At 47.5% G+C, this 12,741-nt stretch carries 12 protein-coding genes; 4 read left to right on the top strand and 8 right to left on the bottom strand.

Features of this window, described 5'->3' with window-relative positions:
* Positions 1-122: 122 nt before the first annotated feature.
* The 7 genes from ACR2PX_RS03235 to ACR2PX_RS03205 all read right to left on the bottom strand — a co-directional run bounded on the left by ACR2PX_RS03235 (position 123) and on the right by ACR2PX_RS03205 (position 6,169).
* Complete coding sequence (locus ACR2PX_RS03235) at positions 123-908, bottom strand: hypothetical protein (RefSeq protein ID WP_433997923.1); 786 nt, start codon at positions 906-908, stop codon at positions 123-125.
* A gap of 165 nt (positions 909-1,073) precedes the next feature.
* Positions 1,074-2,300, bottom strand: a complete 1,227-nt coding sequence (locus ACR2PX_RS03230) for a tetratricopeptide repeat protein (protein WP_433997922.1) — start codon at positions 2,298-2,300, stop codon at positions 1,074-1,076.
* Positions 2,293-2,973, bottom strand: a complete 681-nt coding sequence (locus ACR2PX_RS03225) for a TonB family protein (protein WP_433997921.1) — start codon at positions 2,971-2,973, stop codon at positions 2,293-2,295. Before ACR2PX_RS03225 ends, ACR2PX_RS03230 begins: the two co-directional genes overlap by 8 nt.
* A gap of 1 nt (position 2,974) precedes the next feature.
* Complete coding sequence (locus ACR2PX_RS03220) at positions 2,975-3,388, bottom strand: ExbD/TolR family protein (RefSeq protein ID WP_433997920.1); 414 nt, start codon at positions 3,386-3,388, stop codon at positions 2,975-2,977.
* A gap of 12 nt (positions 3,389-3,400) precedes the next feature.
* The gene (locus ACR2PX_RS03215; protein WP_433997919.1) at positions 3,401-3,958 is read right to left on the bottom strand and encodes a MotA/TolQ/ExbB proton channel family protein; all 558 of its coding nucleotides are present in this window, start codon (positions 3,956-3,958) and stop codon (positions 3,401-3,403) included.
* Positions 3,959-3,977: 19 nt separating this feature from the next.
* Positions 3,978-5,390: a MotA/TolQ/ExbB proton channel family protein gene (locus tag ACR2PX_RS03210; RefSeq protein ID WP_433997918.1), complete on the bottom strand. Its 1,413-nt coding sequence runs from the start codon at positions 5,388-5,390 to the stop codon at positions 3,978-3,980.
* Positions 5,387-6,169 carry a DUF3450 domain-containing protein gene (locus ACR2PX_RS03205; protein WP_433997917.1) on the bottom strand — a complete coding sequence of 261 codons (783 nt, stop codon included), beginning with the start codon at positions 6,167-6,169 and terminating at the stop codon, positions 5,387-5,389. Before ACR2PX_RS03205 ends, ACR2PX_RS03210 begins: the two co-directional genes overlap by 4 nt.
* Positions 6,170-6,665: 496 nt before the next feature.
* Between ACR2PX_RS03205 and trhA the strand changes: the two genes are divergently transcribed.
* Positions 6,666-7,307, top strand: a complete 642-nt coding sequence (gene trhA / locus ACR2PX_RS03200; RefSeq protein WP_433997916.1) for a PAQR family membrane homeostasis protein TrhA — start codon at positions 6,666-6,668, stop codon at positions 7,305-7,307.
* Between the two features lie 112 nt (positions 7,308-7,419).
* Positions 7,420-8,292 (top strand): amidohydrolase family protein, encoded by an 873-nt coding sequence (locus ACR2PX_RS03195; protein WP_433997915.1) that lies wholly within the window; start codon positions 7,420-7,422, stop codon positions 8,290-8,292.
* A gap of 10 nt (positions 8,293-8,302) precedes the next feature.
* On the opposite strand, the gene ACR2PX_RS03190 is transcribed toward ACR2PX_RS03195, so the two are convergent.
* Entirely contained in the window at positions 8,303-9,649 is a 1,347-nt protein-coding gene (locus ACR2PX_RS03190) for an MATE family efflux transporter (protein ID WP_433997914.1), read from the bottom strand.
* Between the two features lie 83 nt (positions 9,650-9,732).
* Between ACR2PX_RS03190 and ACR2PX_RS03185 the strand changes: the two genes are divergently transcribed.
* Positions 9,733-10,572, top strand: a complete 840-nt coding sequence (locus tag ACR2PX_RS03185; protein ID WP_433997913.1) for a MerR family transcriptional regulator — start codon at positions 9,733-9,735, stop codon at positions 10,570-10,572.
* A gap of 307 nt (positions 10,573-10,879) precedes the next feature.
* Positions 10,880-12,640, top strand: coding sequence for a YncE family protein (locus ACR2PX_RS03180; RefSeq protein WP_433997912.1), 1,761 nt, complete (start codon positions 10,880-10,882; stop codon positions 12,638-12,640).
* The last annotated feature ends 101 nt before the right edge of the window (positions 12,641-12,741 follow it).

Raw genomic sequence — 12,741 nt, 5'->3', positions numbered from 1 at the left:
TTGCCGCAACTACCCACGAGATAAACGAAAGTACAGCATATTTGTACCTCTGAAACTCAAGTGTGGCATGGCTTATAACCAAAACCTTTTATCCCTGCAAAATCATCAGGGGTGCTGAATAGTTACGTTTTTTTAAGGAGTTTGCTGCCGTCACCATGGATAACCCACTGAACAGATTCAGAGCCTTTCTGTGCGTCCAGCAAAAGATTGCCTAACTTATCAGCGGCATATTTCTGGGAGGTTTGCTTTTGTTCTGGAGTTTTCCATTCTTTTCCTTTGTTATAATAGGGGCGAGGATTATAGTACATCTCAAATCCTTCATCTTTGATAGCTTGACTGCCTTTTACATCCTTGTAGGCTCCATTGACTATATCGGGAAGTATATCTTTCGCAGCTACTTCGGCACGAGAGCAGAGGCCATTGATTGCTACGTTTTTGCGAGTGATTTTTGGACGAGCATCTTCGTCCTTTATTCCCCACTTTTCTTTGTTCTTGTCGAAGTTGACTGAATACAAACCGGGTTTAAAATGCCCAGAAGCATGCTCAGCAAAAGCAATATAAGTGATATATACGCCGCTCATATGGTTATCTGAACTTGGCTGAAGAATTTTGTAGCCAATTTGCAGGTTTTCTACGATTCCCATATGCTCGAAGGCATCGTTGCTGTTACTAAAGCTTCTTGAGCCGCCGGCTTTTGATCTTAACTGTGCTAACTGAGAAAGGACTCGCTGTCCCTTATAGTTGTTGGTTGAGAGAAATTCGGCAAATTGAACGGAGAGCTTCTGGTCAATGTAGACTTTTCGACCATCCCGGGCTTCAGATACTAGAATGTATCCTGTCTGAGTATTCCCGGTTATACGGCGAAAACCATTTTCTTTTAAAGCAGAATGGTTCTGAAAACTACTCATTGTAAAAGTTCCTTTTTATACGCCCGTTTATTTCTTTTGTACGGGTACACAACTGTATTCAGTCGTCTATGTGCCTGAGTCAAACTCAGGTGCTACTATTCTCTGAGCTGTGATGTGATTAAGTCAATGGAAAATAGAGACGTGGGTCACATAAATAGTGTGTCTTTACAATTTCTCCATATTTCTCTCGATTTCCATCTTCGTATAGTCCAACCACTGTTGAGCCGATGTCCGAGTCTTTTTGTGATTGGAGGCGGCTTTCAGTGAGATCAGAGCATCCTGATACTTTTTCTGATTGTACTGGGCCATACCCAACATCAGTTGGGCAGTGGGCTGGTCATTCAGCTCTTTTGAAAGAGCCGTTTTTAAAGCCCGCTCTGCTTGTGTCCATTGCTGAGACCTGAGATGCAGTTGGGCGATCAGTAGAGATGATTTACCGCTGCTATCGAGAGCGGCTGCTTTGTCCAGAGTATCAAGGGCTTTCTCATCTTCTCTGGCTTGTAACCATGCTTGAGCCAAGAGTCTGAGGTTATCCAGAGAAGGCTCCATGTAGCCAGCTTTCAGGCTCTGGGAGAGAACCTGTGCTGATTTAATGGGGAGGTTCTGTTGCAGCAACAATGTGCCCAGTGCCTTAAGATGAGGTTCACTGTCTAACTGCCCTGACTCGAATACACCTTCGAGTAACACCAGCTGTTTCTTTGGCTTTTCAAGTTGGCTGTATATAGCCGACAGAGCCAGCAGATATTCCTTTTTCGGGAAGTGTGTCACCATCTCTTCCAGAACTTTCTCCACTGCAGGAAAGTCTTCCAGAGTCTGATAGTTGGCTCTGAGTAGCTGATACCAACCTTCTTTAGGCTTATCTGAAGCCTTGATGGTTAACTGAATAACCTTTGCAGACTCTTTATAGTCTTTGAGTTGATAAAGACAGTGAGCCATCAGAACATTCAAACTTGTATCCTGAGTCTTCTGGTTTGCAGTAATCGCTTTGGCCTGCTCGAGAGCCTCTTTATATTTTCCTGTACTGAACCAGAGTTGAGCCAGGGTTCTTCCCGTACTGAGCCTGAGTGCTTCGGGTAGATCTTCCTGTTTCAGAACCTCTTTATAGGCAGTAACCGCCTGAGGATAGTTGTCCTGAAGATAGAAGGTATAACCGGTCAGGTTCCAGATTTGAGCCCGCTCATAGGAAGATAATCGACTGTTGTCTTTTAAAAGTTTTTTCAGCTCGGTATGAGCTTCCTGATAATGAGTTTGACTGACTTGATCTCGAATGCCTTCCAGTGCCCGATAAACAGATTCGGACATTGCTGTAGCATGCAGTTCCATAGAGGCAGAAAGAGACGCTGTCAGAGCCAGACAAACCAATGCATGGCGAAGAGTGGAAAACTTAACCATTGTCGCCTCCCTGAATGAGATAGGTGAAGCGATTGCGTACGCTTTTCACTTCCTGAGCCTTACCGTTAACCACTTTGGGCTGGTAGCGGAACCGTTTGGCAGCATTGACGGAGGGTTTTTGGAACAACCAGCTGTCACAGAGGGATTCCACGACTTTAACGTCCTTGACCAGACCTTCCCGGGTGACGGTGTATTCCACGGTACAGAAACCCTGAATGCCACGGTTTACGGCCCGCTCTGGATAGATGGGGGCTACTTTTACAATGGGCAGGTACTCACCTTCCTGCAGGTTGCCCAGGTTAAAGCCTAATCCATCCATATTGATGGCAGGATTGATAGAAGGGCGAGTCGTCGCGATTTTTTCCAGAACCGGAGTATCGGTGCTGACTTGTGGCATTGCAGGTGGCGGTGGCGGTGCTTCCGGCGTCTCTGGTTTGGCAGGGCGCTCTTTCTTTTTGACGAGCTCCTCTTTGGGTTTGACCCGAACAAAGTCCAGTACGTCGCCATACTGCTGAGCTTCAGCATTGCCTGAGGGCAGGTCGATCAGAGCTTTCATTCCCCAGCAAAGAGCCAGAGTGACTACTACACCCGGGACGGCAACGGTCAGAATTCGTCGGGGTAGCTGTGGTTCTCGAAAGCTCTGTTCTATATTCGTCAAAGTTTCAGAACTCACATCATTCACCATCCGCGGTAGCAATAGCGACATTACTGACACCCACCGCTCTGGCAGAGTCCATCACCGCAATCAGTAATTCATTACGGGAATCCTTGTCGGCCTGAATGACTACGGAGCCTTTGGGGTTCTCGGCATGCAGTCGTTCAATATTGGCTCTCAGGGCATGCTGCTCAATTTTTCTGCCATCGATCCAAATACTGTCGTCATTGGTCAAAGCAACCAGAATACTGGCGTTCTCTTGTTGCGTGGCAGTGGATGCCTGTGGTCGATTAACGTCTATACCGGCTTCTTTCACGAAACTGGCGGTGACGATAAAAAAGATCAACAGAATAAACACCACATCCAGCATGGGAGTGACATCAATATTCAGTTCCTCATCATCCATACCTTCCTGCCAGGAAAATTTCTTCATTGTTTGGATCTCCTAAACGGGAAGGTGCTTTGTGGGTATGGCCTGAGGACTTTGAGCCTGATTGAGCATGCGTTCATTCAGCAAGCGCTTTTCTTTCTGGGCTGTGCGCAGCAACCAGGTGATGACCAGAATGCCAGACAGGGCTGTAACCATCCCGGCCATAGTCGGCACAGTGGCTTTAGACACACCCGATGCCATAGCCCGTGCGTTACCTGTCCCTGTGAAAGACATTACCTCAAACACTTCCAGCATCCCTGTTACCGTTCCCAGCAGTCCTAGCAGAGGGCAGACAGCAATCAGTGTTTTGATCAGGGCCAGATTACGTTCCAGCTTGAGGCTGACCAGAGACATCAGTCGTCTTTTCAGCTTCTGGGTAAACCAGGGCTCGCTGTGATCCTGGATTTTCCAGAGAGCCAGCGCTTTGCGCACCATTTTTGGATGGTGGAATTTCAGGTAGTAGATTCTTTCCAGAACCAGTATCCAGAGCACTCCTGTGACCAGTGCGATCACGGTCAGAACCGTGCCTCCCAGTTCCAGAAAGTCCCGAATTGAAATCAGTATCTGTTCCATTCCTTGTTCCCCGCTGATATCAGGCTATGGCTTCAGCCGGGGCTTTTGGACGGCTTACTACTGAGGACTCAACCGTTGTCTGAACCTTGCCAGCCTGTTCAGCAATAATACCGACAGCCTGCTCTTCCAGAATCTGGGACAAGACTTTGGCCTTGCTGGATACCAGAGAGTGAAGAAGCATGGTAGGGATAGCGACGGTCAGACCCAATACAGTGGTCACCAGTGCCTGGGAAATACCCCCAGCCATAAGGCGTGGATCACCGGTTCCAAACAGAGTGAGAGCCTGGAAGGTGACGATCATTCCGGTAACGGTTCCCAGTAATCCCAGCAAAGGAGAAATAACGGCAATGACTTTGAGTATGGTCAGACGCTTCTGGATGGCCGGCACTTCTTTCATCAGGGCTTCGCCGATTTTCAGCTCCAGTGTCTCCGGGTCGGCAGAATGATTCTTTTCATAGCAGGCCAGAATTCTTCCCAGAGGGTTGTTGCCGTTTGTACCTGGGTTTTTGATCTGCTTTCTGATGCTGCTTCCCGTCAGTCCCAGAGTAATCAGGCGCTCCAGAGTTACAAACAGTGCCAGCAGTCCTAATGCCAGAATGACATAGCCCACAATACCCCCCTGCTCTATGCGCTCCTGCAGTCCGGGAACGTTGACCAGCATGGAGAGAAGTTGTCCCCGTGTAGGGTCCAGTGCAAAGGTAACGGGTGTGGTATTGTCGGTGTTGTTTAGCTCAACGACTGAGTCAAGATAACGACCTTGTGGCTGGCGTGGCAGCTCAACCAGTCGACCTGTTTCAGCAATGTATTGCAGATACTTATCACTGCTGACCACATTAAACAGACCAATACGAGTCACCTCTGCCAGTTGGGTCTCTCCTGAGGTGTTGGTGACCTGAGCCTGAAAACGCACGACTTTGCCTGATTCAGTCATTTCCTGCTGAAGCTCAAACCAGAGACGCTCTATATCCTGCAGGTCTGGCAGGCGGGTTGCCTTACCCATATTTTCTGAAAACGCTTCCAGAAAGACGTCTCGTTCCGGGTACTGTACCTGGGTAATGGAACCATTGAACTGAGAGCGGCTTTCGTTAGCGGTTTGCTGTAGCACGCCGAACAGTTCTTTCATTGTGCCCAGTTTCAGGGACAGGGCTTCGTTGAGTTCATCCAGTTTCTGACTGTTTTGTTCGTACTGCTGCTCATAGTCTTTGCTGATTCCATCCAGACTGGTTTTTTCCTGCTGAAGACCGTTCAGTTTTTGTTGCTGTTCTGTTCTGGTTTTTCTGAATTCGGTCAGTCTGGTTTTGTGCAGGGCCTGATCTTCAATGCTGCCCTTTTTAATTTGTTCCAGCAGAGAATCCAGTGTGACGGATTCATTAGCAGACAGGGCTAAGGGAATCAGAGCGGCACTGAGGAGTAAGGCCTTTATCATTTTCATTGGGCTTCTCCTCTGATATCAACATTGAAAACAGGCACAGACAATAGATTCGGGGCCGCCTGTTTGCGGGCGATTTTAAGACCCTGGCTCAGGTGGCGCTGATAGTCAGAAGCTTCAAGGTTTTGCCACTGTTTGGTAGAAGCATCCCAGGCGCCCATTTGGTCACCAGAAGCGGTCTGGTAGAGCAAAGCCACCCGACCCACTCTTAAGAAGTCGACATCACGGGGGGAGCCATCCAGTTCCAGTTGCCCACGATAAGCTTCAATGGTTCGACCGTATTTATTTTCTTCCTGGTAGGCTTCAAATACCTTTCGAAGTTTTTCTGCGGTAGAAACATCAGGGCGACCCAGCAAAACTTTCAATGATTCGACACGTTGCTGTCGCTCATCAGTCAGAAAGGGGGTATCCAGTGAGACAAAGGTATCCAGTGCATCAATCATTCGATCGATGAGAGGAACGATCTGTCGCTCTATCTCGGCAGCATTCTCAATAGAATTCTGAATGTCGACTATTTCTGTAGTCTGGTTATCGAGCTGTTGTTTGAGTACGGAATTGTAAGTCTTAATGCCTTCCGTAATCTTGCTCAGGTGTAGATATTCTGTTTCCAGAGAGGTGATCTGGTTATCAACCGACTCTATCTGTTGCTGGGCTTTCTGGCCGGACTGGATGCGATCCTGGCCGGTACGAGTCACTTCATCAAGGCTGGATGCCAAAGTCTTCCCTGAAATACTGGCAGCAAGGAAGAGTCCGACATGCCATAAACATTTATTTTTATTCATTGGTACTGTTATGGGCTGTTTTCTGTGAACTGCGCTAGCCAAGAGGGAAATAAATGTTCATTTCTTACGAGGCTTATGTACTGCGTGCATTATGTTTTATTTATATGATGTTTTTTTTTCACATTTATTTCAAAACAATTTCAGACGCGTGAATTAAGTATGCTGGAGTACCACTCAGAAGTCTTTAGCTTGTATAAACTCAATTAAGGCTGAGGCATATATACTCATCACCCTTGAAGATGTGAGGGTGTTGGCTGCTCTCGTTCACCCCAGTCACCTACTACTCGTAGGCTCATGGGGCTTCTCTCGTTTACCGCCTACTCACATCTTCAATGGTAACGGGTATAGGTGTGGCCATTTTCTGACTTTTGGTCAGATGGATAATCTTTCTTTGTAATCTGCTCTGACATTAACCAGAATCTTGAGTATTATCCGGGGTCGATAGCCCGTTCTGAGCGTTTAGATGTCAGCAAACACCGACACAGGAAGCAACCTGATGGCCAGAAGCTATAGCCTGGCTGAAGAAATCGCAAACAGTATCACCCATGGCTTGGGAGCCTTACTCAGCGTTGCGGGTCTGACACTTTTGGTGGTTTATGCAGCACAGCAGCAAGATGTCTGGCGGATTGTCAGCTTCAGTATCTATGGGGCAACGTTGGTACTGCTGTTTCTTTCTTCTACGTTGTATCACAGCTTTCAGCATGAAAAGACCAAGAAAGTCTTCAAACTGATGGACCATTGTTCCATCTATCTGCTAATTGCCGGAACCTATACACCTTTCCTGCTGGTCAGTATGAGGGGAACCGTGGGCTGGACCATGTTTGCCATTATCTGGCTGCTGGCTATTTCAGGCATTGTTTTCAAGGTCTGGTTTGGTCCCCGTTTTAAAAAACTCTCGGTAGCGACCTATATCCTGATGGGCTGGCTGGTCCTGTTTGCATCCAAAGAACTGGCCGACAAGATCTCGCTGGAAGGTATCTACTGGCTGGTTGCTGGTGGCCTCTCTTACACTCTGGGAGCTGTTTTTTACCTGTGGAAAAAACTGCCCTTTAATCACGCTATCTGGCATGTGTTTGTTCTGGGTGGCAGTGTCTGTCATTTCTTCGCGGTACTTCTGCACGTACTTCCTGCCAGGTAGTGCCTGATCAGGTTATCGATTTAAGTTGATAATCTGAATGGACGTTGTCGATTCCTCTTCTGCCCTGAACAATAGTCCTGTGAATAACAATAAAAATAAAGGGGCCTGCTAAATGCCAATGCCCAGCGATATCAATATCATAGATCTGATGCTCAGTGTACCCGGTGAAGACAACAGTCAGTGGTACGAATATATGAAGCCGATGCTGCTGGATGCAGAGAGCCGGGAGATTTTCAAAATGCCGGCCCAGTATATGTTCAGGGATATTCCCCAAGCGGGTAAGAAAGAAGATTACATCGCTTACACACTGGAGCAGATGGACAAGCACAATATCGAAAAAGCATTGATGGGCTTTGATGAAAACAATGAAACCGCCATGGAGGCCCTGCGTCGTCATCCAGAGCGTTTCATGGCTTCTTATGAAGCCAATCCCAACAATGCGATGGATGAAGTACGCAAGATAGAAAGGTTGTATCACGAATACGGCATCAAGGCAGTGACAGGCTTTCCTTCTGGCCTTTGTCCCCAGGTGCCGATCAACGATAAAAAGTGGTACCCCATCTATGCCAAGCTGGTGGAACTGGATCTGCCTTTCTGTGTTTGTGTCGGGGTGCCTGGGCCTCGTTTGCCTATGGCACCTCAAAAAGTAGAGCTATTGGATGAAGTCTGCTGGTTTTTCCCTGAGCTGAAAGTCGTTATGAGGCACGGTGGCGAGCCTTGGGATGAGCTGGCCTGGAAACTGATGCTCAAATACCCCAATCTTTACTATTCCACCAGTGCCTTTGCGCCCAAATATTATCCCGAACCCATCATTGAGTTTGCTAATACCCGGGGTTCAGACCAGGTGATGTATGCGGGTTATTTCCCAATGGGTATCTCCCTGGATCGAATCTTTAGAGATATGCCCGAGGTGCCCTTTAAAGATGAGGTCTGGCCCAAGTTTCTTCGTGACAATGCCAAACGTGTTTTCAAAATTGAGGACTAAATCCGTTCGACTAGCTGGTGGCCAAACCTCTGGGCCGCCAGCCTGACTGCGGTCTTCTAATCAAGTAAATACCTACCAGAAGGGTCAGTGCTTCACTGATTGGTGCTACCAGCCAGATACTGTTTGGACCCATCAGGGAAGGAAGGGTCATCAGTAATATGATCACCAGAACCGTGCTTCTCAGTAGTGAAAGTATCCCGGCACTGATCATTTTTTCCATGGCTGTAAAGTAGGCTGACAGAACCACGTTCATTCCCAGGAACAGAAAGCCCAGACAGAAGACTTTCATAATGTCATGAGACCGATTTATAAGAATTTTGTCGTTTAAAAACATCGCGGCTAGCCAATCACCAAAGGCATACAAAGTCAGAAAGCTCAGAGCGGTCGCTGTGAAGGCAGATTTCAACGTCAGGATCAGCAGCTGCTTTGTTTTCTCGTGATGATTCTGCCCTCTGAAATAAGTCACCAGTGGTTGCATACCCTGGGACAGACCGATCATGGTGAGCAGCATAAAGTTGCTGATATAGCCAATCACACTGAATGCTGAAAGCTCGGATGTGGATAGACTGGACAGAATGACGTGATTAAAGGCCAGCAGTACAAAGCCTGAAGACATTTCTGTGATTGAGTCAGGGATTCCGATTTTAAAGAACTTCAACACCAATCCAGGTGAAGGCAGCACTCTAACAAACCTTAAGGTTCCGACTTTACTCCTGAAGTGCAGCAGTAACAGAATGCCCTGAAGCAGCTGGGCGCAACCGGTAGCAATGGCTGCGCCTTTCAAACCCATTCCCTGTTCAACGATAAGGAGGTAATCCAGTGCAATATTGGTTAAGGCTGCGATACAGATGACAATCAGTTCCCGTTTTGGGAAGCCATCCACTTTTACAAAGACTTCCATCGAGTAGGCGACGAGATAGAAGGTGTTAAAGACCAACAGCGTTTGCAGGTATTCGACCACCAAGGGGACTAACTCACCTCTGGCGCCCAGTAGCACGGCAATGTCTTCTATAAAAAAGTAACTCAGGCCACAGACAGTCAAACCAAATAACAGCAACGTGTAGATAGCGGTTGAGAAAATACGGCTTGCCTGCTGTGGATTGCCTGCTCCCCGCTGGACACCGACCAGAGTGGCTGCACCAATCGTCACAAGAATAGAAATGGCAAACAGAATACTGATATAAGGCAGAGAAAGATTAACCGCTGCCAGTGCCTGGGCGCCGACGACTTTGCCGACAAACATGCCATCGACCATGGTATAGAGTGCAAAGATCCATACGGATAGTGTGGAAGGTAGAGCGTATCGGAAAAGTAATCGTCCAATGTTGTTTTTTGGCAGATCCGTCCGGGCAGACATGATAAAACTCAAAACTGTTAAAAAAGAGAAATTCAGCATAAAGTCTCGAACCGTTCCAGAGTCAAGCAGTACTGGCTAAAGCAATGAAACTTTTCAGAATCGGCGAAATCAGCCGGCTATACGACATCAGTGTTGATACCTTACGGCACTACGAAAAGCGGGGTCTTCTTGAGCCCGAGCAAATCAGTGAGAGTGGCTACCGTTATTATTCCAATCGACAGATCTGGCGGCTGAATACGATCAGGACACTCCGGCAACTGGATGTCAGTCTGGCGGATATTCATCAATACATGTCTGACCGATCACTGGCCAGTAGCGCTTGTCTGATCGATTTTCAGTTAGATACGATCAAACAGAAAATGGCCGACCTTGAGGTATTGCAGGAGCAGCTGGAAAGTCGCAAACATTATTTTTCTGAAGTTGAAACGATTGGCTGTCACTTTGAAATCCAGAGATTGACTCTGCCAGCCCGAACTGTTGAATCACTGGATAAGAAAGTCACCGACTCCTGGGAACTGGATCGAACCCATAAAGAGATTGAGGCGGGTAGTCAGGGGCAGAAATTCAGCTACTTTGCCCAGGGAAGGGCTGGCGCTACTATCAGTCAGGAAGATTTTCTGAATGCACAATACGATCGTTATTCATCCATGTTTATCCTGGACACAGAGGGCAGTAGTTTTCTTGCGGAAGGGGAATATCTCTGTGCTCATTTCAGGGGCGAATACGCTAACGCTTTTAGACTTTACCCAGCTATTCGGCGTTATATGCAAGATCATGGTCTGGAGTTGTCAGGATCCGTGGTGGAAATCTACCAGATTGATATCCATGAAACCGATGATGAAAATGAGTTTCTGACGGAAATTCAGGTGCCTGTTCGATCTAAGCAGAAAGAGAAGGCTCTCACCCCGGATCATTCAGGGTGAGAGTGAGTCGCTTTAGTTCCAGCTCATTGTTGTTTATGTCAGTAATACTGAAGCGAACAATGCTACCCGATTCGAAGGGCCGGGCACCTGGCTAAGGAATGCCATCGAGAATAATTTTCGTGGCTTCGCACCTTATGATCGGATTAAAGATAAGCCGACTACGGTTCAGGGCAATATTGCCCAATCTCGTATCACGGTTATCAAGCCCGATGGAACAGTAACCCCTGTTCATCTCAATCCACATATTGATTACAACAAGTTAAAACAGGGGAATGACAAGACTAAAAGTCTGGCAACACCCACTCAGATGGCTATCAACAGTGCGGGTGATCGTCTTTATCTGACTGCTCTGGGTTCAAATAAGATTGCGGTTTATGATATCGATCAGCTCAATACCGGTAATGCCCAGGATGCTCAATCGAATGTAAGGCATATTACCGTTAATGGAGGACCTTCAGGGCTATTGCTGAACGGTAATCGTATTTATGCCATTACCCGTTTTGATAACCGAGTCGTGGTGCTAAATGCGGATACCGGTGCTGAGATACAGAGGTTAGCCATGCACAACCCTGAGCCAGCAGGGATACAGGCAGGCCGTTTCATGCTCTACGACGCAAATCGTTCATCTTCTAATGGAGAAGCATCCTGCGCCGGCTGCCATGTCTTTGGTGATACCGATCATTTGAGTTGGAATCTGGGTAATCCTGATGCCGCCAACACCTGGAACCCTCTGGATCACAAAACCCTTAACATTGCCCGGCTCGATTGCAGTGTAGCCAACGGTGGTGTTCTGGCCCAGGATGGTGAAGCCTGCAAAATACTCCCTGATGTGAATGGTCGGGGTGACCCGAATGTTAAAAACTTCGACGGTCAGACTGTTCCTGACAATCTGGCGCAATTTGCTGCACTGAAAGGTCCTATGGCGACTCAAACCATGCGTGGTATGAGCACTCATGGTGCTTTGCACTGGCGCGGAGATCGGGCCAATGGTTTCTTTTCCAATGCCGGCAATATCAATGATGAAAGAACTTCATTCCGAAACTTTATTGTGGCTTTTGAAGGATTGCTGGGTCTGGAAGTCACGCTCAGTAATCCAGACAATCTAAATGCCGAAGCCCAGGCTCTGGCGAATGATATGGATAAATTCGCTGACTTTATGCTGGCGGTGCAGTTGCCGCCTAACCCAATCCGACCTTTGGATGGTACATTCAGTGCCACTGCGCAGCAGGGCAAGATGTTCTTTATGGGGGAGGCACCAGGACGCTCTCGATCGGATGGACTGGCTACAGACACCACACTGAATAATGCCCGGTTCGGAAATAAGCCTGACGGTGTTTCCTGTGAAGGTTGTCATACTTATGAGCCAGTCAACGGGTTCTTTGGTGCTGATGGGACCGTGGCTCATGGTGGAGAGATACAGATTCTGAAAGTCCCCCATTTCCGTAATCTATACACCCGGGTTGGTATGTTTGGCTTGCCTTCCAGGAGAGGTTTTCTTCCGTCAGAAACCAATGATCTTGCTAGTCGTGATCAGGTAAGAGGGTTTGGTTTTTTGCATGATGGCGCTACGGACACCCTGTTCAACTTTCTGAAAGGGGGGGTGTTTGATGATGGGGCAACAGATTGCAGTAATACCAATACAGGCCTATCGAATGGTCTGGATCCGGCAAAACATGGCTGTGAGTTCAATTTTGGCAATGTAGGTATTCCGGATGATCAGGTTCGCCAGAGTCTGGTGGACTTCCTGATGGAATCAGATTCAGATCTGGCTCCCATTGTGGGTCAGCAGATTACTTTGAACAGTGACAGTCCAGCAGGTGATCTCGATCGGGCAAACCTTCTGATTACTCGTTCGAAAGCATCTTTCAGATCCAAAGTTATGAACGATGTTTTGAATCGGGATAGTGGCAACCACACACTGACTGAGTGTGAGCTGGTAGCTCATGGACTGGTCGAAAATGAGCAGAGGGGTTATCTGCTGGAAAGTGGCAACTTTACACCAGACCGTACCGGAGAAAGTGTCTTGTCTGAAAATGATTTGCTTGCTCTAGGAGCCTGTCGGACTTAAGACTATTTCGGCCTAAATTCCAGAAAGAACGGCCCAATTATTCGATGAATTCGATTAAATAGGTCAACTATTCTCACGAATCCATCGAAGCTGTCTAGAAC

Source organism: Endozoicomonas sp., from assembly GCF_051008435.1.
Lineage (GTDB): Bacteria > Pseudomonadota > Gammaproteobacteria > Pseudomonadales > Endozoicomonadaceae > Endozoicomonas_A.
The sequence above is the reverse complement of the archived record's forward strand: the minus strand, read 5'-3'. Positions and strand labels throughout refer to the sequence as shown.

Excerpts from the sequence above, each read along its gene's own strand:
- ACR2PX_RS03205 (WP_433997917.1), bottom strand. The coding sequence starts at position 6,169 with ATGAATAAAAATAAATGTTTATGGCATGTCGGACTCTTCCTTGCTGCC.
- ACR2PX_RS03235 (WP_433997923.1), bottom strand. The coding sequence starts at position 908 with ATGAGTAGTTTTCAGAACCATTCTGCTTTAAAAGAAAATGGTTTTCGC.
- ACR2PX_RS03190 (WP_433997914.1), bottom strand. The coding sequence starts at position 9,649 with ATGTCTGCCCGGACGGATCTGCCAAAAAACAACATTGGACGATTACTT.
- ACR2PX_RS03215 (WP_433997919.1), bottom strand. The coding sequence starts at position 3,958 with ATGGAACAGATACTGATTTCAATTCGGGACTTTCTGGAACTGGGAGGC.
- ACR2PX_RS03195 (WP_433997915.1), top strand. The coding sequence starts at position 7,420 with ATGCCAATGCCCAGCGATATCAATATCATAGATCTGATGCTCAGTGTA.
- ACR2PX_RS03220 (WP_433997920.1), bottom strand. The coding sequence starts at position 3,388 with ATGAAGAAATTTTCCTGGCAGGAAGGTATGGATGATGAGGAACTGAAT.
- ACR2PX_RS03180 (WP_433997912.1), top strand. The coding sequence starts at position 10,880 with ATGGCTATCAACAGTGCGGGTGATCGTCTTTATCTGACTGCTCTGGGT.
- ACR2PX_RS03185 (WP_433997913.1), top strand. The coding sequence starts at position 9,733 with ATGAAACTTTTCAGAATCGGCGAAATCAGCCGGCTATACGACATCAGT.
- ACR2PX_RS03210 (WP_433997918.1), bottom strand. The coding sequence starts at position 5,390 with ATGAAAATGATAAAGGCCTTACTCCTCAGTGCCGCTCTGATTCCCTTA.
- ACR2PX_RS03230 (WP_433997922.1), bottom strand. The coding sequence starts at position 2,300 with ATGGTTAAGTTTTCCACTCTTCGCCATGCATTGGTTTGTCTGGCTCTG.
- trhA (WP_433997916.1), top strand. The coding sequence starts at position 6,666 with ATGGCCAGAAGCTATAGCCTGGCTGAAGAAATCGCAAACAGTATCACC.